The 24686-nt window shown below is 70.2% G+C and carries 17 protein-coding genes and 1 pseudogene; 6 read left to right on the top strand and 12 right to left on the bottom strand.

The window, feature by feature from the left end; genetic code table 11:
* Window positions 1-1417: multicopper oxidase CueO (cueO, locus tag ACFOGJ_RS11485; RefSeq protein ID WP_379900392.1), on the top strand; the 1417-nt coding region annotated here is incomplete at its 5' end.
* Between the two features lie 141 nt (window positions 1418-1558).
* Here cueO and ACFOGJ_RS11490 read toward each other — a convergent pair.
* From ACFOGJ_RS11490 to ACFOGJ_RS11525, 8 genes and pseudogenes are all read right to left on the bottom strand, one after another.
* Window positions 1559-2707 (bottom strand): mandelate racemase/muconate lactonizing enzyme family protein, encoded by a 1149-nt coding sequence (locus ACFOGJ_RS11490; protein ID WP_379900394.1) that lies wholly within the window; start codon window positions 2705-2707, stop codon window positions 1559-1561.
* Window positions 2704-4239 (bottom strand): tripartite tricarboxylate transporter permease, encoded by a 1536-nt coding sequence (locus tag ACFOGJ_RS11495; protein ID WP_379900396.1) that lies wholly within the window; start codon window positions 4237-4239, stop codon window positions 2704-2706. The genes ACFOGJ_RS11490 and ACFOGJ_RS11495 overlap by 4 nt, the downstream gene beginning before the upstream one ends.
* Before the next feature lie 30 nt (window positions 4240-4269).
* Window positions 4270-4779 (bottom strand): tripartite tricarboxylate transporter TctB family protein, encoded by a 510-nt coding sequence (locus tag ACFOGJ_RS11500; protein ID WP_379900398.1) that lies wholly within the window; start codon window positions 4777-4779, stop codon window positions 4270-4272.
* 206 nt (window positions 4780-4985) lie between these two features.
* Window positions 4986-5939, bottom strand: coding sequence for a tripartite tricarboxylate transporter substrate binding protein (locus tag ACFOGJ_RS11505; RefSeq protein WP_379900400.1), 954 nt, complete (start codon window positions 5937-5939; stop codon window positions 4986-4988).
* A gap of 184 nt (window positions 5940-6123) precedes the next feature.
* A complete protein-coding gene (locus ACFOGJ_RS11510) occupies window positions 6124-7620 on the bottom strand; it encodes a DUF3604 domain-containing protein (protein ID WP_379900402.1) in 1497 nt (498 codons plus the stop codon).
* Between the two features lie 98 nt (window positions 7621-7718).
* Complete coding sequence (gene gadC, locus ACFOGJ_RS11515) at window positions 7719-9209, bottom strand: putative glutamine/gamma-aminobutyrate antiporter GadC (RefSeq protein WP_379900404.1); 1491 nt, start codon at window positions 9207-9209, stop codon at window positions 7719-7721.
* Window positions 9210-9242: 33 nt separating this feature from the next.
* Window positions 9243-10589: pseudogene (locus ACFOGJ_RS11520) on the bottom strand (glutamate decarboxylase); the annotation flags it as partial.
* 33 nt (window positions 10590-10622) lie between these two features.
* Complete coding sequence (locus ACFOGJ_RS11525) at window positions 10623-13328, bottom strand: methyl-accepting chemotaxis protein (protein ID WP_379900406.1); 2706 nt, start codon at window positions 13326-13328, stop codon at window positions 10623-10625.
* Window positions 13329-13657: 329 nt separating this feature from the next.
* Between ACFOGJ_RS11525 and ACFOGJ_RS11530 the strand changes: the two genes are divergently transcribed.
* Together ACFOGJ_RS11530 and ACFOGJ_RS11535 are read left to right on the top strand one after the other, a co-directional pair.
* Window positions 13658-16012, top strand: a complete 2355-nt coding sequence (locus ACFOGJ_RS11530; RefSeq protein ID WP_379900408.1) for an ATP-dependent helicase — start codon at window positions 13658-13660, stop codon at window positions 16010-16012.
* Window positions 16009-16953, top strand: a complete 945-nt coding sequence (locus ACFOGJ_RS11535; protein WP_379900410.1) for a 50S ribosomal protein L11 methyltransferase — start codon at window positions 16009-16011, stop codon at window positions 16951-16953. The genes ACFOGJ_RS11530 and ACFOGJ_RS11535 overlap by 4 nt, the downstream gene beginning before the upstream one ends.
* 19 nt (window positions 16954-16972) lie before the next feature.
* Here the strand turns inward: ACFOGJ_RS11535 and ACFOGJ_RS11540 are convergent, their stop codons facing one another.
* Entirely contained in the window at window positions 16973-17317 is a 345-nt protein-coding gene (locus tag ACFOGJ_RS11540) for a DUF1127 domain-containing protein (RefSeq protein WP_379900412.1), read from the bottom strand.
* Between the two features lie 331 nt (window positions 17318-17648).
* A complete protein-coding gene (locus tag ACFOGJ_RS11545) occupies window positions 17649-18011 on the bottom strand; it encodes a DUF1127 domain-containing protein (RefSeq protein ID WP_379900414.1) in 363 nt (120 codons plus the stop codon).
* Window positions 18012-18190: 179 nt separating this feature from the next.
* On the opposite strand from ACFOGJ_RS11545, the gene ACFOGJ_RS11550 reads away from it, so the two are divergent.
* The 3 genes from ACFOGJ_RS11550 (at window position 18191) to ACFOGJ_RS11560 (ending at window position 21705) form a co-directional block, all read left to right on the top strand.
* On the top strand, window positions 18191-20221 hold the full coding sequence (locus tag ACFOGJ_RS11550) for an aminopeptidase P family protein (protein WP_379900416.1): 2031 nt from the start codon (window positions 18191-18193) through the stop codon (window positions 20219-20221).
* A 136-nt stretch (window positions 20222-20357) separates the two neighbouring features.
* Complete coding sequence (locus ACFOGJ_RS11555) at window positions 20358-20537, top strand: hypothetical protein (RefSeq protein WP_379900418.1); 180 nt, start codon at window positions 20358-20360, stop codon at window positions 20535-20537.
* Between the two features lie 157 nt (window positions 20538-20694).
* The gene (locus ACFOGJ_RS11560) at window positions 20695-21705 is read left to right on the top strand and encodes a cation transporter (RefSeq protein WP_379900420.1); all 1011 of its coding nucleotides are present in this window, start codon (window positions 20695-20697) and stop codon (window positions 21703-21705) included.
* Window positions 21706-21714: 9 nt separating this feature from the next.
* On the opposite strand, the gene msrA is transcribed toward ACFOGJ_RS11560, so the two are convergent.
* Together msrA and ligA are read right to left on the bottom strand one after the other, a co-directional pair.
* A complete protein-coding gene (gene msrA, locus ACFOGJ_RS11565) occupies window positions 21715-22341 on the bottom strand; it encodes a peptide-methionine (S)-S-oxide reductase MsrA (protein ID WP_379900422.1) in 627 nt (208 codons plus the stop codon).
* A gap of 233 nt (window positions 22342-22574) precedes the next feature.
* Window positions 22575-24686 (bottom strand): NAD-dependent DNA ligase LigA, encoded by a 2112-nt coding sequence (ligA, locus tag ACFOGJ_RS11570; protein ID WP_379900468.1) that lies wholly within the window; start codon window positions 24684-24686, stop codon window positions 22575-22577.

Below are 24686 nucleotides of genomic sequence, written 5' to 3' on the forward strand. Positions count from 1 at the left end.
CCGCGAAAGCGAAATGTCGTTCCGTCCGGGGGGCAAGACCCCCACTTTCGGCTTCAACGGCTCCTATCTGGGGCCGGTGATCCGGGTGCGCCGCGGCGACAAGCCGGTGGCGCGGGTGACCAACCGGCTGCAGGAAAACATCACCCTGCACTGGCATGGCCTGATCATCCCCGGGGAGGTCGATGGCGGCCCCTACAACATCATCGCGCCCGGCGACACCTGGCGGGCGCCGCTGTCCATCGACCAGCCGGCCGCCACCCTGTGGTACCACCCGCATCTCTACCCCGCGACGGCGGAGCTTGTGCTGAAGGGCCTGGCCGGCCTGTTCGTCATCGACGACGAGGAGAGCGACGGCCTGGGCCTGCCCTCGCGCTGGGGGGTCGACGATATCCCGGTGGTCCTGCAGGACCGCCGCTACGACAAATCGGGTGCCTTCTTCCACAGCTTCAACCCGATCACCGTGGCGGTGGGCTATGTCGGCGACACCATGCTGGTGAACGGCGCGGTCGATCCGGTGGCGAAGACCGCGAAGGGCTGGGTGCGGCTGCGCATCCTCAACGGCTCCAACGCCCGCAACTACCGGCTGGCGCTGTCCGACAACCGCGCGTTCCACGTGATCGCCAGCGATGGCGGCCTGCTGGAACAGCCGGTCACGATGAAGGAACTGCCGATCACGGCCGGCGAGCGCTACGAGATCATGGTGGATGCCCGCGACGGCAAGCCGTTCGACCTGGTCTCCCTGCCGGTGCTGCACCAGCCGGCGATGCGGCTGCCGCCCTTCGACCAGCCGCTGCCGCTGGCCACCTTCCAGCCCGACGGGGCGGACGGCACCGGCAGGATGCCCGACAGCCTGGCGAAGATCCCGTCGCTGCCGCAGACATTGCCGCCGGTCAGCCAGGGCCTGGTCATGCAGATGTACCGCGACGCGGAAGCGCGCAAGCTGATGACCGATGCCGGCCTGATGGAGATGGCGAAGTCCGGCAAGACCGATCCGGCGGTGGTCGCGAAGATGGTGGACCTGATCGCCAACCAGCCGGCAATGCCGCTGAAGGCGCAGCTGACCGCCAACGGCGTCAACGGCAAGCCGTTCTCCTTCGTGGAGAGCGGCTTCGACGCGCCGCTGAACACCGACCTGGTCTGGGCGATCTCCGAGGAGACCGACAGCATGCTGCACCCGGTCCATATCCACGGCTGCCAGTTCCGCATCACCAGCCTCGACCGCAAGCCGCCGCCGGCGCATATGGCCGGCTGGAAGGATGTGGCGCCGATCGAGAATGGCGGCACCGCAGAGATCTATGTCCGCTTCCCGCAGCCGGCGACCGCCGATGCGCCGTTCATGGTGCATTGCCACAACCTGGAGCACGAGGATTCCGGCATGATGACGGAGTTCAGCGTGACGAAGCCGGCAAAGGGCTGAGGCCTTTCCTGCCTGGAGCAGCGGATGCCGTCGCCCCAGGCCTTGAGCCTGGGGCCCATTCCGCCAGCCCGGCCGCCGCGCAGTCGGAATGGATCCCCGCTCAAGGCGGGGATGACCCGCAAGGGCTGAGGCCGGCCGCCGCTACACCAGCGTCCCGTCCGCGTCCGCCAGCGCCTTCGCGAAGAACGCCACTTTGTCCTCGTCGATGGTGATGCCCAGGCCGGGAGTGTCGGGGACCAGGGCGCGCTGGCCCTGCATCGGGAAGGGGTCGGCGAGATAGGTCTCGCCGATGAACTGCGGGCCGTTCAGGTCGACCGGCAGGTCGATGCCATAGCCGGCATAGAGATGGGTGGAGGCGGCGAAGCCGATCGGCGCATCCATCAGGCCGGAGCCGATCAGGGCGAGCCCGGCATTGCGCGCCAGGTCACACATCTGCCGGGCATAGAACAGGCCGCCCATCTTGTTGATCTTGATCGCCACGCCTTCGATCGCCTCCCGCCGCAGGAGCTCGATCACGAAGGGGATGCCGATCGTCGCCTCGTCCAGGGCGACCGTCATCGGCACGGCCGACAGCAGCTTCTTCATGGCGTAGATGTCGTTCATCGCCACCGGCTGCTCGAACAGGGTGATCCCCAGCGGCTCGATCAGGCGGGAGAAGGTCAGCGCCTCCGACAGGGTGAAGCCCTGGTTGGCGTCGGGCCAGACGAAGGCGGTGCCGGCGGCACCGACCACCGCCTTCATGATCGCGGCATCGTGGTGCGGGTCATGGCCGACCTTGACCTTCATCCCCTCATAGCCGGCCGCGGCCGCCTCTGCCGTCATCTTCGCCGCCGCATCCGGGTCGGGGGCGGAGATCAGGCGGGCGAGCTTCACATGGTCCAGGGCCTTGCGGCCCAGCCAGGACTGCAGCGGGATGCCCAGCCGGCGGCAGATCATGTCGTGGCAGGCGATGTCGATGGCGTTCTTCGCCACCGGCTGGCCGGGATCCAGGCCGGGCGCGATCTCGGTATCCATCTTCGCGTGCAGGCCGGCAATGTCGAAGGCGTCGTGGCCGATCACCGCCGGCGCCAGGTACTGCCGCAGGCTGGTGACGCAGCTCTCCAGGGTCTCCGCCGACCAGCGCCGCGAGGGGCCGCTCTCCCCCCAGCCGACGGTGCCGTCGTCGGCGGTCATCTTCACCAGCGCCACCCTTTTGCCCTCGTCCAGGCTGCGGCTGGCGCCCTTCGGCAGGGTCAGCACCGCCTTCAGCGGCATGCGGACCGGGATGACCTCGATCTCGGCGATCTTCATCGGGCGCTGTCTCCAGTTTCGGCTTCTGTCTTTTTCGGTGCGCGCGGACCGCGCAGCTCCCGCCAGCCCACCCAGGCGAGGGTGATCGCCGCCATCCCCAGGAACAGGCCTGCGATCGGGCGGTCGATGAAGATGTCCAGGCTGCCGCGCGACAGGATCAGGCTCTGGCGCATGCCGACCTCCACCAGGGGCCCGAGGATGAAGCCGATCAGCAGCGGCGCCACCGGGAAGCCCAGCTTGTTCATGCCATAGCCCAGGAGGCCGAAGCCCAGCATGACATAGAGGTCGAAGAAGGAATTGGTGGCGACATAGACCCCGGTGAAGCAGAGCAGCAGCACCACGGGGAACAGGATGTCGGTCGGCACCCGCACCGCCTGGATGAACAGCGACATGCCGGCCCGGCCGATCACCAGGTGCAGCAGGGTGGTCAGCACCATCACCACGAAGTAGGCGGTGACGAAGTCGCCGCTTTCGGTGAACAGGGTCGGCCCGGGCACCAGGCCGTGGATCATGAAGGCGCCCAGCATGATGGCGGTGATCACGTCGCCGGGAATGCCCAGGGTCAGGAGCGGGATGAAGGTGGAGGAGGTGACCGAGCTGTTGCCGGTTTCCGCCGCCGCGACCCCTTCCACCGCGCCCTTCCCGAAGCGGCCGGGATCGCGGGAGAAGGTGCGCGCCAGTCCGTAGGTCAGGAAGGCGGCGATCGCCGAGCCCAGGCCCGGCACGGCGCCGATCGCCACGCCGATCGGCGCGGAGCGCAGGATCGACGGCGCGCTGGCCCGCCATTCCGCGCGGGTCAGGCTGTGGTCGGGGTCGGACAGGCGGACCCGGGCCACGGGTGCGGGCGCCTCCCCCTTGCGCACCTTTCGCTCCACCATGGCGAAGCCTTCCGCCACCGCGAAGACGCCCATCACCAAGGCGATGAAATTCCATCCGGCGGAAATCTCGGTAACGCCGAAGGTGAGGCGGAAATCGCCGGTCAGCGGGTCGATGCCGAAGGTGGCGAGGAAGATGCCCAGCGCGCCGGAGATCAACCCCTTCAGCATCATCCCCTCCGACAGCACCGCGATCAGGGTGAGGGAGAAGATGCCCAGCGCGAAATTCTCCGCCGGGCCGAAGGAGAGCGCCGCCATCGCCATCGGCAGGGCGAAGAAGATCAGCGCCAGGTCGCTGATGAAGCTGCCGATGATGGAGGCGTAAAGCGACATCTTCAGCGCCTTGCCCGCCTGTCCGGCGCGCATCAGCGGCGCGCCGTCGAGTGCGGTGGCCGCGGCGGCCGGGGTGCCCGGAATGCCGATCAGCACCGCCGAAAGCGAACCGGCATAGGTGCCGCCCTTGTAGATGCCGACCAGCATCGCCAGCCCGGCCAGCGGCTCCAGGCTGAAGGTGACCGGCAGGGCGACGGCGACGGCCAGCGGCACGTTCAGCCCCGGGATCGCGCCGATCACGATGCCGATCACCAGGCCGGCGGCGGCCATCGCCAGCACCATCGGCTCGAACGCCATCGGCAGGGCGGCCAGCAGCTGCTCCATCTCAGTGCCGCTCCCCGAACAGAACGGCGGTCACGGAAGCCACCGCCCGGCCGGCAGGTAGATCACCATCGCATGTTCGAAGAACTGGTCCAGCAGGAGCGGCGCCAGGATCGCCACCAGGACGATGGTGACATGGCGCCGGTTGCCCAGCAGCCAGGCCGCGGCCGCGACCAGCACGGCGCCGGAGAGCAGGAAGCCGGCCCAGGGCAATGCCAGGATGAAGGCGATGCAGAGCGCGAACAGGCCGGCGAAGCGCGGCGCGGCGCCGCCGTTCCGGTCATCCGCAGCGGGACGGCCTGCCGCCGCCGGCGCGCGGCGCAGCGCGAGAAAGGTCTGCAGGGCCAGGAGGCCGGAGAGGATGGCGATGGAAAGCGCCATCGCCTCCGGCAGGGTATCGGCGGAAACGCCGAAGATCGGCGTGCCGGACGGATTGAGCCGAAGATGTACCAGCAGCGCGACCGCCCCGGCGGCCAGCAGCAGGCAGGTGATCGCCACCGCCATCAGGCGGGCCCTGTCGCCGGTCGCCGAGATTGCGCTCATCGTCCCGCCATCACCCTGATGCCGTCAATGTATGGATCCAACCGCGCCAGGGGCGGGGCGCCGCGGTCCCCCCTCTTGTGTCACCGCCGCAACACGTGCGGCGGTCACGACAGTGGAGGCGCGTTCGCCATTTCCATAGACGCAGATTTCAACCGGTTCAGGCTGCGGGCGCGGGCGCGGCACCTGCCGCACCCGCGCACGCGCCGTCACTTCTTCAGGATCGGCTCGTAGTTGTTCCAGTCGCGCATCCAGACCTCTTCGAAGGCCGGGCCGTCCAGATACTGCACGCCGTCGCCGGACTGCTGCATCTTCTTCACGAAGTCCGGGTCCTTGGCGATCTTCGCCGTGGCGGCGCGCAGCTTCTCGACCACCTCCGGCGGCACGTCCTTCGCCACCGCGACGCCGGTGAAGGGATTGCCATAGACCTCGAAGCCCTGCTCCTTCGCCGTCGGCACGTCGGGCGCGTTGGGGTCGCGTTCCTTGTTGAAGACGGCCAGGCCCTTCATCGTGCCGGCCTTCAGGTGCGACTGCACCGAGGCGAGGCTTTCCGGCACCATGTCCAGATGGCCGCCCAGCACGCCGTTCACGCCGGGCGCGCCGCCCTGCTGCGGCACATGGACCAGTTCCACCCCGGCCTTGTCGGCCCAGGACTTCAGGGTCAGGAAGGGCAGCACGTTCGGCACCGCGCCGAAGGTGTACTTGCCCGGATTGGCCTTGGCGTCCGCCTGCAGTTCCTTCAGGTCCGACCAGGCCGCATCGTCCTGCACCGCCAGGATCAGGGTGCGCTCCGACAGCTGGCCGATGCCGGCGAATTCGTCGGCGCGATAGCCGACATCCTTGGCCAGCGGCGTCAGGATATGGTTGCCGCTGGTGGTCATGATGATCGTGTAGCCGTCCTTGGCGTCCAGCGCCTCCTTGGTGCCGAGCGCGCCGCCGCCGCCGACCTTGTTGACCACCGCGACCGGCTGGCCGAGTTCCTCCGACAGCTCCGGCGCGAAAAGGCGCGCCACGATGTCGGTGGTGCCGCCGGCATTCCAGGGCACGATCAGGGTGATCGGGCGCTCCGGGTAGCCGTCCGCCAAAGCCGGCGCGGTGGCGGAGATCACGACCGCAGCGGCCGCCGCCGCCATCGTGCCGAACAGGGTTCCCACGTATCTCACCAGACTGCTCCTTCCCTTGTTGCGGCGGCCGCGGGCTGCAGCCACCGGACCGGACGTTTCCTCTTTCTCGACCGCGTCTTGTCCACCTTGCCGGTCTGTCAACCGGATGGTTGGCTCATTCCACATGCCCCGGGGGGGGCCCGTCAATCCCGTGATGTCTATCCCGTGGCGTCAATCCCGCCCCTCAGCGGTAGTTCAGGAAGACCGGGCTGATCCAGGCGACATGGCCGTTCATCTGCCGCACGCGCAGATAGACATGACCCGGCCGGTCCTGCGGCACCGGCAGCGTGCAGCGGTCCGACAGGGCCGAGGCGCTGCGGGGCACGATGCGGTGCCACTGCCAGCTCTCCTTCGGGAAGGGGCCGGTGAAGCTGTTGTGCGAGCCTGCCAGCAGCTCCGCCGCGCTGACCGTGACGGTCTGCGCCGCCGGCTCGGCAAGGGTCAGGGTCAGCTGCGTTTCCGCACCGCCCTCAAGCTCCAGCACCAGGCTCTGGTTCGGGTTCAGCCGATAGGCGCCGCGCCGCGAGGTGTAGGAGCGCACCGAGAGCTCCCGCTCCGAGCGCTGCGCAATGCGGTGCCGGCGGTCGGGATCGAAGGGGCCGGACTGCAGGCAGGGAAAGGCCCGCGCGATGCGACCGTCCGCCACCGCGACGTCGAACTGCCAGTCGCAGACCCGCTCCAGCGCCAGGTCGCCCCAGGGGCCCCAGCCCCATTCCAGGCGGACCTGAAAGGTATCGCCCAGCGCGCCGGGCGCGGCGAAGGAATTGCCGGGGAAGCTGCGATGCACGACCTCGCCGTCCTGCACCACCTCCACCACGTCCAGCTCGTCGCGGCCGCGCACGTCGTAGGCGACCTCCACCTCGCGGCCCGCGTCGATGCTGGCGCCCATGACGGCGCCGCCGACGGTGAAGTCGACCTCGATCCGGTCGCCGGTGATCGCATAGGTGCGGCGGGCGTTGATCGCCTCGATGATCGCCGGCCGGTCCAGCCGCTCCGACAGCACCGCGATCAGCCCCTCGCCATAGGCGCCGGGAAAGCCGTTATGGCTGTCGCTGGAGGCGCAGAAGCCGAAGCGCCGCCCCTGGCGCAGGGCATGGCGCACCGTCTGGGCCGTCTGCCGCCCGCCCATGGAATGGTTGAAGAAGTCGAACGGGCCGCGGTCATGCTCCGAATTGCCATGCTCGGAGAAGATCTCGACAACCGGGGTGCAGGCCTCGTCGAAGATCTCCCAGTTAACGCCGCGCCGCCCCTGCGGATAGCCCAGGTGGTGCGGGATCATCAGCGCCTGCTTCTCGCGGCAGAAGGCGCGCAGTTCGCCCACGTCCTGCGCGTAGGCGATCGGCTGGTGGTCGTCGGGGAAGACGACGCACTGGTCGCCGAAATGGCTGGAATGCCATTCGAAGCCCAGGAAGGCGGAGAAGCGGTCGTCGTCGTTGGCGCCGGCGATCAGGTCCTGCACGTTCGGCCAGGCGTCGCGCAGCTTCTCGAAGCCCTTGATCCAGTGCTGTTCGCGCCCGCCCTCCATCGGCACCATGTCGTGCCAGCTGGAATGGCCGGTGAAGGCGAAGAAATCCAGATGGCTGCGCGCGATCTCGATCGACCGCTCCATCGAGCCGACGCCGTAGCCGCAGGCATTGTGATTGTGGATATCCCCGAACAGGATCCGGTACCCGCTGGCCATCGCTCCGTGCCTCCCCCTGCGCCTGCAACCGGCTTTCAGTGTCATCAACCATTTGGTTGAAAGTCAATGGGGAAAGAGCCGGCGACGTCGCGGCAGGCCTATGCGCCGCGCTCCCAGCTGAACGGTTCGAAACCGGCATCCGGGCGATGCCAGTGGGGCTTCCGCAGGGCGTAGATGGCCATCGGCAGGGCGATGAACAGCACCGCGCCGCCGGCCAGCAGGCCGATATAGGCGGTGGGGCTGCCGACGGCGATCTGCCCCGGTGGCACGAAGGACAGGGCCATCGCCAGCAGCGAGGCGGCGAAGCCGGTGCCGGCGAACAGCCAGAGCCCAGCACGGCCGCCCGGCACCCGATAGGAGCGCGCGGCCCCCGGTGCGGCACCGTCGCGCCGGTAGCGCAGCACCAGCGCCGCGGCGAACATCATCAGGTACATCACCAGGTAGAGGATCGCGGTCAGCTGGCCGAGGATCTGGTAGGTCGCCTGCACCGAGGGCAGGATGACGAAGAGCAGCGACAGCAGGGTCACCAGACCCGCCTGCAGGAGCAGGATCGCGACCGGCGCGCCGGCCGCGTTGGTGCGCTGCAGGACCGGCGGCAGGTAGCCGGCCCGCCCCACAGCCAGGATGCCGGAGGAGGGACCGGAAACCCAGACCGTGACCCCGCCCAGCACGCCGAAGGCCAGCATCACCGCCACCACCGGCCCCAGCCAGGCGAGGCCGAAATGGGCGAAATAGGCGTCGAAGGCCAGCAACAGGCTGAGCACCAGGCTGATCTCGCCCCGCGGCACGATCATGGCGACCGCCAGGGTGCCCAGCGCCAGGATCGCCACCGCCGCCAGGGACGAGATCAGGATCGCCAGCGGATAGTTGCGTTCCGGCCTGGTCACGTTGCGGACATGCACCGCGTTCATCTCCATGCCGGCATAGAACAGGAAGATCGACGCGGCGAGCACCAGGGTGTCGAAGCGGCCCAGGTCCGGCACCGCCGCCGACCAGGTCAGCGGCGTTGCGCTCTGCCCGGTCGACAGGTGATAGGCGATGCCGAAGCCGATCAGCAGGGCGGCGGGGATGATGGTGCCGACCAGGCCGCCCCATTTTGCCACGGCGGTGAAGGCCGCCACCCCCCGCAGCGCGATCGCGGTCGCCAGCCAGTAGACCGCCAGCACCGCCGTCAGGGTGTAGAACCGGTTCGCCGCCAGCGCCTCGTCCCAGCCCTGGTCGGGCCCGGCGAAGGCCAGGGCCACCGCGCCGAAGGTCAGCACGGTCGGGAACCAGACCACGTTCTGCACCCACAAAAGGAAGATCGCCAGGAAGCCGGCGCGGGCGCCGAACGCCTCCCCCACCCAGCGGAAGATGCCGCCGCGCTGCGGCCAGGCGGTGGCCAGTTCCGCCGCCACGATCGCCACCGGCACCAGGAAGCAGAAAGCGGCGAACAGGTAATAGGCGATCGCCGCCATGCCGTACTCGGCCTCCGCCGGCAGGCCGCGCAGGCTGACGACGGCGGTCAGGTTCATCACCGCCAGGGTGACGACCGTGATCCGGCCGGCGGCCTTTCCGACAGGGGCGCCCGGTTCGGCATCTTTCGGCATGAAAACCCCTCCAGCCAGGCGGAACCGCGACCCTCAGTTGTGCGAAAAGGCGGCCCGCTCCGTCTCGGTCAGCGGCACGGTCACCGGATGCCTGTCGAAGCCGTCGATCGCGCGGCGCATGTCGTCGACCAGCAGCTGCGCCATGTCCATGCTGACCCCCTGGCGCACCATGATCCGCATGATGTCCGGCCCGGCATCGGCGGTCAGCCGGAAGGCCGGCACCTGCCAGCCGCGCTCCAGCAGCTTTGCCGACAGGTCGTACAGGCTGTAGGGCAGTGCCGCGCCCGGCCGCACCTGGAACGACACCGCGGGGATGCCGGCCTGCGGATCGCCGTCATGGATGAAGTCGAAGGGGCCGAGCGCCGCCACCTCCTGCGCCAGGAAGCGGGCGACCGCGTAGCAGGCGTCCTGCACCCGGCGATAGCCCTCCCGCCCCAGCCGGTTGAACAGGTAGTACTGCGAGACGACCTGGCCGGCGGGGCGCGAGAAGTTGATCGCGAAGCTGCCGACCTTGCCGCCCAGATAGGGGACGGAGAAGACCAGTTCCTCCGGCAGCTCGGCTTTGTCGCGCCACAGCACCCAGCCGACGCCGAGCGGCGCCAGGCCGTATTTATGGCCGGAGGTGGAGATCGACTTCACCCGCTCCAGGCGGAAATCCCAGACGATGTCCGGGGTGCAGAACGGTGCCAGGAAGCCGCCGGAAGCGGCATCGACATGGATGTCCACGTCCGGGCCGCCATCGGCCTGCAGCCGGTCCAGCGCCGCCGCCAGCGGCTGCACCATCTCGTAGCGTCCGTGATAGGTCACGCCGAAGGTCGGCACCACGCAGATCGTGTTCTCGTCGACCGCTTCCAGCATCCGCTCGGGGTCCATGACCAGCTGCCCGTCCGCGGCAATCATGGGGATCTCGCGCTTCTCGATCTCCCAGTAGCGGCAGAACTTTTCCCAGCAGACCTGGACCGGGCCACAGACCAGGTTCGGCCGGTCGGTGGGCCGGCCGGCCGCACGCTGCCGGGCCTTCCAGCGCCATTTCGCCGCCATGCCGCCCAGCATGCAGGCCTCCGACGAGCCCACGGTGGAGGTCCCGACCGCATCCGCGGCATCGGGCGCATGCCACAGGTCGGCCAGCATGTGGCTGCAGCGGACCTCCAGCTCCGCGGTCTGCGGGTATTCGCTCTTGTCGATCATGTTGCGGTCGATCGACCGGTCCATCAGCCGGTGCACCTCCGCCTCTTCCCAGGTCTGGCAGAAGGTCGCCAGGTTCTGCCGCGGATTGCCGTCCAGGAACAGTTCGTCCTCCACCAGCTGCAGGATCTCGCGGGCCTCCTGCTCTTCCGGCGGGAAGGCGTATTTCGGCAGCGGCTTGGACAGGTCGCGGGCAGCGAAGGTGCTGCCCGGTTCAGGCGGCCCGGTTCAGGCGGCGCGAATCTCGGACAGGAAGCGTTCCACCTCCCCGTTGAGGGTGTCGGACAGCCGCCCGAGCTCGCCGGCGGAGGTCACCAGTTCGCCGGCGGCCTGGCCGGATTCCCCGGCGGCACGCTCGACGCCGCCGATATTGCGCGACACCTCCTCGGTGCCGGCGGCCGCGCTCTGGGCGTTCTGCGCGATCTCCTGCGTGGCGGCGGTCTGCTGCTCCACCGCGGCGACGATGCCGGCAGCGATCGCGTTGACCTCCTCGATGGTAGCGACGATCTCGCCGATCGCGGCAACCGCCTCGCCGGTGATCTTCTGCACGCTGCCCACCTGCTCGGAGATGTCGCCGGTGGCACGGGCGGTCTGGGTGGCGAGCGACTTCACCTCGTGCGCGACGACGGCAAAGCCCTTGCCCGCCTCGCCCGCGCGGGCGGCCTCGATGGTGGCGTTCAGGGCCAGCAGGTTGGTCTGCTCCGCGATGTCCTGGATCAGGGTGACGACATCGCCGATCTTCTGCGCCGCCGCCTGCAGGCCCCGCACCGTCTGGTCGGTGGTCTTCGCGCGGTCGGTGGCACGCGCCGCCGAGGTGCTGGACTGCCCGACCTGGCGACTGACCTCGGCGATCGAGGCGGCCAGCTCCTCGGCCGCGCTGGCGACGGTCTGCACGCTGGAGGAGGCGCTCTCGGTGGCCCCGGTCGCGGCACGCGACTGGCGGCTGGTTTCTTCCGCCGTGGTCGACATCCGGGCCGCGGTCCGGTTCAGGCTGCCGGCCGCATCGGATACCTCCCGCACGGCACCGCTGACCGACGCCTCGAAGGCGGCGGCCAGCCGCAGCATCGCCTCGCGCCGCTCCGCCTCGGCGCGTTCGCGCGCCTCGTCGGCGCGACGGTCGGCGGCCGCGGCTTCCGCCAGGCCGTCTCGGAACACCAGCAATGCGCTCGCGACCTGCGCGATCTCGTCGCGGCCCCTGGTGTCGATCTCCGCATCCATGTCGCCATCCGCCACGGCGAGGGTCGATGCGGTCAGCCGCTTCAGGCGGCGGCCGACATTGCGGCCGACATAGAGCCAGGCGACCAGCAGCGCGACGACGACGCTGGCAACCGCGATCGCCAGCAGCCAGAGCTGCGCCTGCTGGAAGGCGTCGTCGACGGCCGCGGTGCGGGCCTGCATCTGCGCCTGGGCATCCGCCACCAGGAAGCGCACTTCGTCGGTGAGGGCGTCGCTGAGGGTCCGGGTCTTGGCCAGGGCCTTGTCGGCGCGGGCGGCGGCCTGCAGGACCTGCATGCGCAGGTCGAAGATGTTGTCGGTGCTCTCGCCGAATTCCATCAGGCCGTTGACCGCCGCCTCGATCCCGGCGGCGGCGTCGCGGTCGGACAGGCTGTTCAGCGCCTCGAAGATGCCGGCCGATTCCTCGTAGAACAGGCCGCGCATCGCCTCGATCGCGTCGGTGCTGTTCAGGTTCGCCGCGGTGGCCAGCAGACCGGCGGTATGGTTGGCCTGGGACTGGATGCGCAGGATGTTGCGCAGGGTGGCGACCTCGGCATCCATCAGGCCGGCGATCCGGGCGCCGTTCTCGTCGCTCAGGCGGTCGACCTCGGCCACCAGGTCGCGCTCCGCCGCCTCGATCATCGGCTGCAGGGTGTCGATCACCTGCTGGTGCGTGTTGGCGGCGCCCTGCAGGGCTTCGCGCAGGGTCAGGACGGCATTGAAGTCGCCGTCCAGCACCCGCTGCTTCAGCACGAAGGGATTGTCGGGCCCTTCCGCATAGCTGAGCATCGTCTCCAGCGGGATCCGCGCCTGCATGCCGTCGGTATCCTCCGGCACCGAGCGCAGGGCCTCGTGGATGCCTTCCACCGGCTTCTTGGCGAACATCTGGAGCATCTTCACCCGGGGCGCCAGGTCGGTGCCCGCAGTCTCCGTCAGCATCACCATCACCTGGCTGGCATAGGCCCGCAGCGAGAGCAGGTCGCGCAGCCGGCCGACGCCATCGGCCAGGACCGCGTTGATCGCTTCCCCGCTATCCGCCGTCGCCGCCTCGGTACCGCGGGTCAGGGCGGCATTGGCCTCGTCGATGCGCGGCGACAGTTCCGCCAGCAATGCGTCATGCCGTTCGGCAAGCTGCGCCACCGCGGTTGCCAGGGCCGCGTCGGCGGCCAGCTTGTCGGCAACGGCGCCGTCCAGGAAGCCCAGGTTGGTGCGCAGCTCCGCGGCCTGGTCGCGGATCGCGCCGATCACCGCGGTCTCGCCAGCCGACGCCGTCTCGCCTGTCGCCGCCGCCTCGCCCGTCGCCGCGTCGGTCGCCGGGGCGACATCGCCCGCCGGCGACGGCGCGGTGCCGGATCCGGCAAGGGTTTCGATCAGGGCGTCAACCCGCGCGCTCCGGCGCTCCAGGTCGGCATTCGTGGCGGCCCGCGCCTCAGCGTCCTCGGCCCCGGCGAGGGCCGGCGCCGCGGCGGCCAGGGAGGCGCTCTCGGCCGCCAGCTCCAGCGCCGCGGTCATCGCCGGTACGTCGCGGCCGGCCATCGCATCGAAGCTCTCCTGCACATTGCCGAAGGAGAGCCAGGACACCCCGGCGGCGACCACCGTGAGCGCCGCCACCCCGCCGAAGGCAAGGTAGAGCCGGGAGCGGATGCTGCCGTGCCGCGGCTTCGCCGCACCTTTCCCCTCAGCCGGGACGTTTTCCGGCGCAATATCCTGCTTGGCCATTTCCCTGCCTTTCCTGCGATCGCTGCGCGGCATTCTCGCCGGCCCCCCGGCGGACACCGTTCTGGACCTGCACGGTAGGCGGCGGGACATGAATGAAGGGTAAAATTTGCCACTGCCGAACACCATCTTCTGCACAGGCAGGTGCGGCCGACCGTCCATCCGGGCTACACTGACGTCCGCCTGCGGACGCGTCGGCCGATGCCATGCCGCCCGCCCCCGGGGCTGCGGGGATGCGTCTCCCGCCAGGCATGGCGGCTGCGACCGGCCGCCGCTTCCCGTGGCCGGCGATTCGCCCGCGCCCGACCCTTGGACCGAACAGAACCCCAGACGTGACTGCCGACCCTTTCGACCTGTCCGACGACGATGCCGCCCTCGGCCCTGCCGGCGCTTCCCCGGCCCCGGACGGCGGCGGACGCCCGCTGCCCGTCGGTGCCGAGCCGGCCTATCTTTCCGTCCTGAACCCCGAGCAGCGCCGCGCGGTGGAATGCATCGACGGCCCGCTGCTGGTGCTGGCCGGCGCCGGCACCGGCAAGACACGCGTGCTGACCACCCGGCTCGCCCATATCCTGTCCACCGGCCGGGCCTGGCCCAGTCAGGTGCTGGCGGTGACCTTCACCAACAAGGCCGCGCGGGAGATGCGCGAGCGGGTCGCCGGCCTGATGGGCCGCGCCGCGGAAGGGATGTGGCTGGGCACCTTCCACGCCATCGGCGCGCGCATGCTGCGCCGCCATGCGGAGGTGGTGGGGCTGCGTTCCGACTTCACGATCCTGGACACCGACGACCAGCTGCGCCTGCTGAAGCAGCTGCTGCAGGCGTCGAACATCGACGAGAAGAAATTCCCGCCGCGCGCCTTCGCCGCCGTGATCGGCCGCTGGAAGGACCGCGGCCTGGCGCCGGCCGCCGTGCCGGCCGGCGATTCCGGCCTGGCCGACGGCCGCGCGGTGGAGATCTACCGCCAGTACCAGGACCGCCTCGCCACCCTGAACGCCTGCGACTTCGGCGACCTGCTGCTGCACAACCTGACGATCTTCCAGTCGCAGCCGGAGGTGCTGGCCGACTATCACCGCCGCTTCCGCTACATCCTGGTGGACGAGTATCAGGACACCAACGTGGCGCAGTACCTGTGGCTGCGGCTGCTGGCGCAGGCCAACCGCAACATCTGCTGCGTCGGCGACGACGACCAGTCGATCTATGGCTGGCGCGGCGCGGAAGTCGGCAACATCCTGCGCTTCGAGAGCGACTTTCCCGGCGCGGAGGTGGTCCGGCTGGAGCGCAACTACCGCTCCACTTCCCACATCCTGGCCGCAGCCAGCGGCGTCATCGCCAATAACGAGGGCCGGCTGGGCAAGACCCTGTGGACGGAAGGCGAAGCCGGCGAGAAGGTCGCCGTGCGCGGCGTCTGGGACCAGGACGAGGAGGCCCGCGCCGTCGGCGAGGAGATCGAGGCGCTGCAGCGCGACGGCCGCTCGCTGGCGCAGATGGCGATCCTGGTGCGCGCCGGCTCGCAGACCCGCGCCTTCGAGGAGCGCTTCATCCAGATGGGGCTGCGCTACCGGGTGATCGGCGGCCTGCGCTTCTACGAGCGGCAGGAAATCCGCGACGCGATGGCCTATCTGCGGGTGATCGCGCAGGAGGATGACGACCTGGCGCTGGAGCGGATCCTGAACGTCCCGAAGCGCGGCCTGGGCGATGCCAGTGTGCAGCTGCTGCACCAGGCCGCACGGGCGAAAGGCACCAGCCTGATGAAGGCCGCCCGCCACCTGGTGGAGACCGACGAGCTGCGGCCCCGGGTGCGTACCACGATCCGCGGCCTGATCGCCGATTTCGACCGCTGGCGGGCGATGCTGGACGGCCTCTCCCATGCCGAGGTGGTGGAGACCGTGCTGGACGAGAGCGGCTATACCGAGATGTGGCAGAACGACCGCTCGCCCGACGCGCCCGGCCGGCTGGAGAACCTGAAGGAGCTGGTGCAGGCGATCGACGAGTTCGACAGCCTGACGGCCTTCCTGGAGCATGTCAGCCTGGTGATGGACAACGACCAGGACGACACCAATGAAATGGTCAACGTGATGACCCTGCATGCCGCGAAGGGGCTGGAATTCGACACCGTCTTCCTGCCCGGCTGGGAGGACGGCCTGTTCCCGAGCCAGCGCGCCCTGGACGAGAGCGGGGTCGCCGGGCTGGAGGAGGAACGGCGCCTCGCCTATGTCGGCATCACCCGGGCGCGGCAGCGCTGCTACATCTTCTTCGCCGCCAACCGGCGGGTCTATGGCCAGTGGCAGTCCAACATCCCGTCCCGCTTCGTCGACGAGCTGCCGGAGGACCATGTCGCCCGCGACGCCCAGAAAGGTGTCTATGGCAGTCGTGCCGCCGGCATCAACGAGGAGCTCTATGGCGGCTTCGTCTACGAGGCGCCGTGGCTGGATGCCGAGCGCCGCGCCGCCAGCCGCAAGGGCGGCGGCCGTGCCGAGGGAAGCGGGCGCGGCCGGCCGGAGATGATCGAGGCGAGCGCTGAGCAGGTGCGGATCGACGACGGGCCGGCGGCCTACCGGGTCGGGTCCCGCGTGTTCCACCAGAAGTTCGGCTACGGCAAGGTGGCCGGCATCGACGACAACAAGCTGACGATCGACTTCGACAAGGCGGGGCGGAAGCGGGTCATGGACAGCTTCGTGCAGCCGGCATGAACATGGCCGACGCCGACGTCCCGCTGTGGCAGGTCGAGGCGGAGGTGCCGGCGGCGTTCGCCGGCGCGGCGGGCGAACTGGCCTTTGCCGACGCGCTCGCGGTGTCCGAATTCATGACCCCGGACCCGGCGCGCCGGCGGCTGGCCGCCGTCTACGACAGGGCGCCGGACCTGGAGGCGATCGCGACCCTGCTGCGCGAGATCGCGCCCGAGGCCGGCGCACCGCTGCTGGCCGACCTGCCGGCGGAAGACTGGGTGGGCCATTCCAACCGGATCCGCGCGCCATTCCGGATCGGCGGCTTCCTGTTGTATGGCGAGGTGCATCGCCACGACCGGCCGACGGCACGCTGGCCGCTGGAGATCGAGGCGGCGCAGGCCTTCGGCACCGGGCGGGCACCGTCGACGGCGCTCTGCATGCTCGCGATCGCCCTTCTGGCCGGCGCGCGCGGCCGGCCGGACAGCCGGGTCCTGGACCTGGGGTGCGGCTCCGGCGTGCTGGGGATCGCTGCCGCCCGTGCCTGGCGGGCGCGGGTAACGGCGGCCGATATCGACCCGGTGGCGGTGCGGATCGCGGCGGAGAATGCCCGCCTGAACGGGGTCGGCATGCGGATGCGGTGCAGCCGCGCCTCGAGTCCGGCCATGCGGGTGCTGCATGGCCCGCGGCCCTACGATGCGATCTTCGCCAATATCCTGTCCGGCCCGCTGATCGCGATGGCGCCGGGCATTGCCGGGCTCTGCGGGCCGCAGACCCTGGTGGTCCTCGCCGGCCTGCTGAACCGGGAGGCGCGGCGGGTCGCCGCCGCCTATCGCGCCCAGGGCCTGGTGCTGCGCCGCGAGCTGCGCGCCGACGGCTGGTCGGCGCTGCTGCTCAGCCGCGCGCCGCTGCGCCTGCCGCTGGGGCCGGCACGGCAGGCCGTGCTGACCGCGCAGCCGGAGGCCTGACCGGACAGCGCGGCGGCGATCAGGCCGCGCTGCGGGCCCGGCTGCCGGCGACCGCGTTCTCGTTCGCGACCCGCCACCGGTCGCCGGCCGCCAGCGGATGGTCGGCCAGGGCTTCCGGCGTGATCTCCGACGCCATCTCGCGCGGGATGTTCAGGTCCCGCAGGGTGGCGTCGTCAAGCGCCGCAAAGGTCGCGCGCAGGCGCGACAGCTCCCGCCAGCGGGCGACCGGGCGGGCCAGGGGGGCGGTCACCGGGCGGATGATGAGACCCAGCGCGGCGAAAGCCGCCGACATGAAGTCGGCAGCGGCCTGCGCGCGGATCAACCGCGCCGCCGCGATCTGGGCGGAGAAATCCTGGCTGCCCATCCGGGCCGGCTCAAAAGGACCATTCGTCGAAGACATGGCCATTCCTTCTCTGCTGCTGCGGCCGGTCCCGCCCGCGATGGCGCGGACCGGCCGGCAATGTGTCCGGGGCGCTGCATCGCGAAGAGCGCGATGCTGCGTTGCACTAGAATTGTTGCACCGCAATATGACCCTTGCAATCGATACCGTCGCCGACGGCCGTCAATGCTGTGTTGCAGCATGTGCATGATGCAGCCACGTGAACGCGGGCGGCATGAAAAAGGGGCCGGCAGCACCAGCCGCCCGCCCCCTTTTCAGCGCACCGCGCCCCGCATCCGCGGGGCGGGCCCGGCCATCAGGCCGCGGTACGGATCTCCTCGCGCCGCTTGTTCTCGTTCGCCGGCGCATCGGCCACGCCCTGGCGGGCAAGCGGATGGTCGGCCAGCGAGTCGCTGGTCACGGCGGAAATGCTGCTGGGGTTCAGGCCCAGGTCGCGCAGAGTATGGCTGTCCAGGCGGGACAGTTCCCGGCGCAGGGCGCGGTCCAGGCGGTTCTGCTCCAGCCGGTACCAGCCCTTGCGCAGGGCGCGGCCGGCGGCGAACAGGCCGTTGCCGATGAAGGTGGCGATCGCCTCGGCGCGCAGCGCGCGGGCGCGTGCCTGCAGCGCGAAGGTGTCGAGGGCATGGTCATCGCCGGCTTGACGATTTGCGGTATACATTCTCACGTTCCTTGGATGTCCCGGGCTGCGTTGCGGCCTTCCCGCGGTGCACCGGGACCTGTCTCTGTCACGCGGTTTATGTTGCAGCGCACACAGCGAATTTCAAAGGGCCCAGCCAGGGAAGCGCAGAAGGCCTGATCTGCATTTTCTGCATGGCTAAGCGTTAAAGGTATGCACCCATGACCAAAATCAGTCCCGACACCGTGAAGCTGCTGTGCGACCTGCATGGCGGTCTGTCCGCCCAGGGCGCCCGGGACTGGGCCGCAGGCGTGGCCGCCAGCCCGGACCGCTTCGGCACCCGTCAGGGCCTGGACCTGCTGACTGCCGGGGCACCGCCCGACAAGGCGGCGCAGGTCGCGCGCGAGGTCGACGCCCTGGCCGCGCACTGGCGCGACGGGCTGGGCGACCGGCAGCACTCGGCCGACCGCCTTGCCCGGTTGCGGGAGGAAATCGCCGCACAGGACCTGGACGGCTTCATCGTGCCGATGACCGATGCCCATCAGGGCGAATACCTGCCGCGACAGGCGGAACGGCTGGCCTGGCTCACCGGCTTCACCGGCTCCGCCGGCATGGCGATCGTGCTTGTCGACCGGGCCGGCGTCTGGAGCGACGGCCGCTACACCCTGCAGCTGCGGGAACAGGTCGACGGCAGCCTGTTCTCGCTGCACCACATCACGGAGGCGCCGCCGCATGACTGGCTGGCCGCCGCGGCCGCGGGTCGCCGCATCGGCTACGACCCCTGGCTGCATACGCCCGACGGGCTGGCGCGCTGGCGGCGCGCGGCGGAAAAGGGCGGCTTCGACCTGGTGCCGGTGGAGCGCAACCCGATCGACCGGGTCTGGGACGACCAGCCGCCGCCGCCGCTGGGCCCGGTCCGCCCGCATACCGAGATGTTTACCGGCCGCTCCGCGCAGGACAAGCGGACGGAGATCGCCGGCCTGCTGAAGGCGGCGAAGGCGGATGCCGCCGTCCTGAGCCTGCCGGAATCCATCGCCTGGCTGTTCAACATCCGCGGCGCCGACGTGCCCCGCGCGCCCTTCCCGCACGCCTTCGCGGTGCTGCGCGCCGATGCGACGGCGGACCTGTTCCTGGACCGGCGCAAGATGGTGCCGGAACTGCGCGGGCATCTGGGCAACGAGGTCACCGTGCAGCCGCCGGACCGGCTGGGCGACGCGCTGGACCGGCTGGGCCGCGATCGCGCGACGGTCCGCCTGGACCCGGCCAGCGCGCCGTCCTGGATCGCGGAGCGGCTGACGCGGGCTGGCGCCGTGCTGGACCGGGGCGCCGATCCCTGTCTGGAACCGAAGGCGCGCAAGAACGCGGTGGAGCTGAACGGCATGCGCGCCGCCCATCTGCGCGACGGGGCGGCGGTCACCCGCTTCCTGAAATGGCTCGACGGGGCCGCCCCCGGCGGCCAGGTCGACGAGATGACGGCGGCCGCGCAGCTGGAGGCGTTCCGGCGCTCCAACAAGCTGATCCAGGACCTGTCCTTCGACACGATCTCCGGCGCCGGGCCGAACGGCGCCATCGTGCACTACCGGGTCACGGCGGAGAGCAATCGCAGGCTGGAGCCGGAGAGCCTCTACCTGGTCGATTCCGGCGCGCAATACCTGGACGGCACCACCGACATCACCCGCACCGTTGCCATCGGCACGCCGGGCGCGGAGATGCGCGACCGCTTCACACGGGTGCTGAAGGGTCATATCGCGATCGCCACCGCCCTGTTTCCGCGCGGCACCACCGGCGCGCAGCTCGACAGCCTGGCCCGCGCCGCGCTCTGGCAGGCGGGGCTCGACTACGACCACGGCACCGGCCATGGCGTCGGCAGCTATCTGGGCGTGCACGAGGGGCCGCAGCGGATCTCCAAGGCCGGCGGCGGCATCGCCCTGGCGCCGGGCATGATCATCTCCAACGAGCCCGGCTACTACAAGGAAGGCGCCTACGGCATCCGGATCGAGAACCTGGTGGCGGTGATCGAGGTGGAGGTGCCGGGCGCGGAGCGGGAGATGCTGGGTTTCGAGACCATCACCCGGGCGCCGATCGACCGCCGGCTGGTGGATCCGGGCCTGCTGACCCGGGCAGAGATCGCCTGGCTGGACGACTACCACGCCGCCGTGCGCGGCAGCCTGGCACCGCTGCTGGACGAACAGGCTGCCGCCTGGCTGACGGCCGCGACGGCGCCGCTGGGCGAGGATGCCGCCGGGCAGTAGCGGCCCCGGCTGCAGCCGCCAGGCGTTTGCCGCTTGTGGCGGAATCGGGGCACCCGGTGTCTTTCGATGGCCCGTCGTTGAAGCCGTTGGCAGCCGCGACCACATCCAAGGGGTCACAGCCCGGCAGGAGCGCGTCATGGACCAGACCGGCAACACCAAAGACTTCGCCCCGGCGGCCGACACCGCTGCCGCAGGTGCCCCGGCGACCGATGTCACGGCGACCGGTGTCACGGCCACCGACCTGTCCGCCAAATCGCTGGACGCCGTCAGCGGCGGCGCCAGCCTCCCCGATTATCAAACCGACAGTGACTGGTGACACGGGTTCGACCGCCATGGTCCGCCACGGCCTGACCCCGCCGCCGGACGCGGCGCGTGTGGCCTGACCGGCCACTGCCACCGCGCCTCTGGGCGGGGACGCCGCCGCCCGGTAGTCTCTTCCGGAGCGCGGGTCAGGGAGGCGGAGCGGGGGTGCGATGACGGCCGGAGAGGGCGGAACGGGCGGGACGGCGCCGGCGGCACGGGATGCCGCCGCGGTCGAGGCGCGCTCCCTGACGGTCAGCCTGTGGGCCAACCTGTTCATGGCCGTCACCGGCATCCTGGCCGCCTGGCTGTCGCATTCCGACGCCGTCCTGATCGACGGTCTCTATTCGGCGGTGAACTTCGCCGCGGCGATCGTCGCCCGCCGCGTCGGCGCCTCGGTCGCGCGGCGGCCGGACCGGTCCCGGCCGTTCGGCTACGACGCCGACGAGGCGCTGTATGTCACCTTCCGCTCGATGGTGCTGGTCGGCATCCTTGTCTTCGCGGCGCTGACTGCGGCCACCAAGATCTTCACCTACCTCGCGGAGGGCGAGGCGCCGGACCTCGTCTTCGGCCCCATTGTCGTCTACGGGGCGATGATGGTGGTGATCTGCCTCGGCCTGGCCTGGCTGCATCACCGCAACTGGGTGCGGGGCGGCCGCCGCAGCGAAATCCTGCGCACCGAGGCGCGCGCCGCCCTGGTCGACGGCGCGATCAGCGCCGGCACCGCCGTCGCGCTGTTTCTGGTGCAGTTCCTGCAGGGCACGGCGCTCGCCCCCATCGTGCCGGTGGCGGACGCGATCGTGGTGCTGATCCTGGTCGCCCTGATCGGGCCGCAGCCGGTGCGCCTGTTCCTGGACGCCCTGCGCGAGGTGGCCGGTGGCAGCGCGCCCGACCATCATGTCGCCGCCGCCGATGCCATCGCCCGCCGGCTCTGCGGCGACCTGGGCTTCGTCCTGCGCGACCTGGCGGTGCTGAAGATGGGCCGCAGCTTCTTCATCGTGGCCTATGCCGACCCGCAGCGCCCGGTGGCCGCGACCGAGATCGACACAGCCAATGACCGCCTGGCGGCGGAATATCGCGCCGCCTTCGGCAATGCGCGGTCGGAGATCGTCGTCACGACGTCGGGCCGGCATGGCACGATCGCCGACCGGCCCGAGGTGGAAGGGCGAGGCTCGGAAGGCTGAGGCTGAGGGTCAGCCGCCGCCCTTCAGCCAGTCTGAAAAGCTCTGCTGCAGCTTCTTCACCTTCGGCATAGAGATGAAGGCGATATAGGGCTGCATCGGATTCCGGTCGGCATAGTCGTGGTGATAGTCCTCCGCCTCGTAGAACGCCTGCAGCGGTTCCAGCCGGGTGACGATGCGGCTCTCGAAGACCTGCGCCTCGTCCAGCTGGCGGATATAGGCGGCGGCGACCTCCTTCTCCTCCTCCGATGCCCAGAAGATCGCGGAGCGGTATTGCGGCCCGACATCGTTGCCCTGCCGGTCCAGCTGGGTCGGGTCGTGCGCGACGGAGAAGAACACCTGCAGCAGCCGGCCATAGCTGATCCGGGTCGGGTCGTAGTCGACGCGGATCGCCTCGGCATGGCCGGTGCGGCCGCTGCAGACGGTCTGGTAGTCGGCGGTTTCCGCCGTGCCGCCGGCATAGCCCGGCTTCACGTCGATCACCCCGTCCAGGCGCTTGAACACCGCCTCGGTGCACCAGAAGCAGCCGCCGGCAAGCACCGCGCTGGCCAGCTTCGCATCCGGCGCCCAGTCCATCTCCGGCGCCGGCACCTCGTGCGGCAGCACGCAGAGGCCGCCGCTCTCGCCCCGTCCGAACATCGCTCGCTCCTCCGACTTCATCCTTGCGCCCAGCAGGCCGCGGCCCGAAGTGAGCCCTGTCGTTCTCGGGCCTGACCCGAGAACCCATTCCGCCAACCTGCCAGACGCCTCGGGGCTTGCGGAATGGATCCCGGGTCAAGCCCGGGATGACGTTCCCGAGATGCCGGGCCGCCTGCACCTCGACCGGGAACGCATCAAGATATGGGGCGCCGGCCCGGTCTTGGCGAGCCGGATCACCGTCCGATCAGGGTCAGCCATTCATCCTCTGTCAGCACCGCGACGCCGAGCTCCTGCGCCTTCTTCAGCTTCGATCCGGCCTCCGCGCCGGCCACCAGGTAGTCCGTCTTGCCGGAAACCGAGCCCGAGACCTTCGCGCCGAGCCCTTCGGCCTGCGCCTTGGCCTCCGCCCGGGTCAGCTTGTCCAGGGTGCCGGTGAACACCACGGTCCTGCCGGCCACCGGGCTGTCGGCGGCGACCCGCCGGACATAGGGCTCGATGGTCAGCTGATCGTCCAGGTCGTCCAGCGCCTCGGCATTCCGCGGCTCCACGAAGAACTCCACCGCGGCACGGGCCACCACCTCGCCGATGCCGTCGATGGCGACAAGGTCGGCCATCGCCTCCCCTTCCGGCTCCTTAGCCGCCTTCGCCATCGCATCGCGCAGGCCTTTCAGGTCGGCATAGTTGGCGGCCAGCAGCTTCGATGTCGCCTGGCCGACATGGCGGATGCCCAGGGCGTAGATGAAACGGTCGAAGGGGATGGTGCGGCGGCGCTCGATCGCGTTGAACAGGTTGCGGGCGGAGGTTGTGCCCCAGCCCTCCTCCTCGGCCAGCGGGGGGGCGCCGTCCTGCCCGTCCGTCTTCTGCAGCCGGAAGATGTCGGCCGGGGTCGCGATCCGGCCCCTGGCGTGGAAGAACTGCACCTGCTTGTCGCCCAGCCCCTCGATATCGAAGGCGTCGCGGGAGACGAAGTGGCGCAGCCGCTCCACCTGCTGCGCCGGGCAGACCAGGCCGCCGGTGCAGCGGCGCACCACATCGACCTTGCCGGTCTTCGGATTCGCCTCCCGCACCGCATGGCTGCCGCAGGCCGGGCAGCGATCCGGAAAGCTGAACGGCTGCGCGCTCTCGGGGCGGCGCCCCTCCACCACCCGCACCACCTGCGGGATTACGTCGCCGGCGCGCTGCACCACCACCGTGTCGCCCTCGCGCACGTCCTTGCGGGCGATTTCATCCTCGTTGTGCAGGGTGGCGTTGGAGACCACGACCCCGCCGACGGTCACCGGCTTCAGCTTCGCCACCGGGGTCAGGGCGCCGGTGCGGCCGACCTGGATCTCGATCCGCTCCAGCACCGTCTCCGCCTGTTCCGCCGGGAACTTGTGCGCGATCGCCCAGCGCGGCGAGCGGCTGACCGCCCCCAGCCGGTCGTGCCAGTCCAGCCGGTCCACCTTGTAAACGACGCCGTCGATGTCGAACGGCAGTTCCGCCCGCTCCGCAGCCAGTTCGGCGTAGAAGGACAGGATCTCGTCCACCGTGCGGCAGAGCTTCGCCGGCCGGTTCAGGGTGAAGCCCCAGTCCTGGAAACGCTCGCGCACCTCCGAGAGGCGCGCGCCCAGCGGGGCGGAAACCTCGCCCCAGGCATAGGCGAAGAAGTTCAACGGCCGGGCTTCCGTGACCGTGACGTCCAGCTGCCGCAGCGAGCCGGCGGCCGCGTTGCGGGGATTGGCGAACACCTGGCGGCCGGCCTCGGCCTGGGCCTCGTTCAGCTTCAGGAAGGCATCGCGGCGCATATAGACCTCGCCGCGCACCTCCACCACCTCCGGCCAGCCGCTGCCGGAGAGCTGCTTGGGCAGGTCGCCGATGGTGGCGAGGTTGCGGGTGATGTCCTCGCCCTCGCTGCCATCGCCGCGGGTGGCGCCGCGCACGAAGCGGCCGCCCTCGTAGCGCAGGCTGGCGCTGAGCCCGTCGATCTTGCTCTCCGCCAGGATGTCGAGCGCATCATCCTCGCCCAGGTTCAGGAAGCGGCGGATGCGCCCCAAAAAGTCGCGCACATCCTCGTCGGCGAAGGCATTGCCCAGCGACAGCATCGGCACCGCATGCGCCACCTTGGCGAAGCCGCCCGCCGGCGCGGCACCGACCTTCTGGCTCGGGCTGTCGGGGCTGCGCAGTTCCGGAAAATGCTGTTCCACCGCCACCAGGAGGCGGAACAGCCGGTCATATTCGGCGTCCGAGACCTTCGGCGCATCCTCCTGGTAGTAGGCGCGGTCATGGCCGCGGATCTCCTCCGCCAGGCTGCGGTGCAGGGCCGCTGCCTCGTCGGGGTCAAGGCCGCCCGCTTCCTCCGGCGCCAT

The organism is Marinibaculum pumilum, from assembly GCF_042646425.1.
Classification (GTDB): Bacteria; Pseudomonadota; Alphaproteobacteria; order Ferrovibrionales; family Ferrovibrionaceae; genus Marinibaculum; species Marinibaculum pumilum.

Coding starts and splice junctions, on each gene's coding strand:
- ACFOGJ_RS11535 (WP_379900410.1), top strand. CDS start 16,009: ATGAACATGGCCGACGCCGACGTCCCGCTGTGGCAGGTCGAGGCGGAG.
- ACFOGJ_RS11545 (WP_379900414.1), bottom strand. CDS start 18,011: ATGTATACCGCAAATCGTCAAGCCGGCGATGACCATGCCCTCGACACC.
- ACFOGJ_RS11525 (WP_379900406.1), bottom strand. CDS start 13,328: ATGGCCAAGCAGGATATTGCGCCGGAAAACGTCCCGGCTGAGGGGAAA.
- ligA (WP_379900468.1), bottom strand. CDS start 24,686: ATGGCGCCGGAGGAAGCGGGCGGCCTTGACCCCGACGAGGCAGCGGCC.
- msrA (WP_379900422.1), bottom strand. CDS start 22,341: ATGTTCGGACGGGGCGAGAGCGGCGGCCTCTGCGTGCTGCCGCACGAG.
- ACFOGJ_RS11500 (WP_379900398.1), bottom strand. CDS start 4,779: ATGAGCGCAATCTCGGCGACCGGCGACAGGGCCCGCCTGATGGCGGTG.
- ACFOGJ_RS11510 (WP_379900402.1), bottom strand. CDS start 7,620: ATGGCCAGCGGGTACCGGATCCTGTTCGGGGATATCCACAATCACAAT.
- ACFOGJ_RS11560 (WP_379900420.1), top strand. CDS start 20,695: ATGACGGCCGGAGAGGGCGGAACGGGCGGGACGGCGCCGGCGGCACGG.
- ACFOGJ_RS11555 (WP_379900418.1), top strand. CDS start 20,358: ATGGACCAGACCGGCAACACCAAAGACTTCGCCCCGGCGGCCGACACC.
- ACFOGJ_RS11490 (WP_379900394.1), bottom strand. CDS start 2,707: ATGAAGATCGCCGAGATCGAGGTCATCCCGGTCCGCATGCCGCTGAAG.
- ACFOGJ_RS11540 (WP_379900412.1), bottom strand. CDS start 17,317: ATGGGCAGCCAGGATTTCTCCGCCCAGATCGCGGCGGCGCGGTTGATC.
- ACFOGJ_RS11495 (WP_379900396.1), bottom strand. CDS start 4,239: ATGGAGCAGCTGCTGGCCGCCCTGCCGATGGCGTTCGAGCCGATGGTG.
- ACFOGJ_RS11550 (WP_379900416.1), top strand. CDS start 18,191: ATGACCAAAATCAGTCCCGACACCGTGAAGCTGCTGTGCGACCTGCAT.
- gadC (WP_379900404.1), bottom strand. CDS start 9,209: ATGCCGAAAGATGCCGAACCGGGCGCCCCTGTCGGAAAGGCCGCCGGC.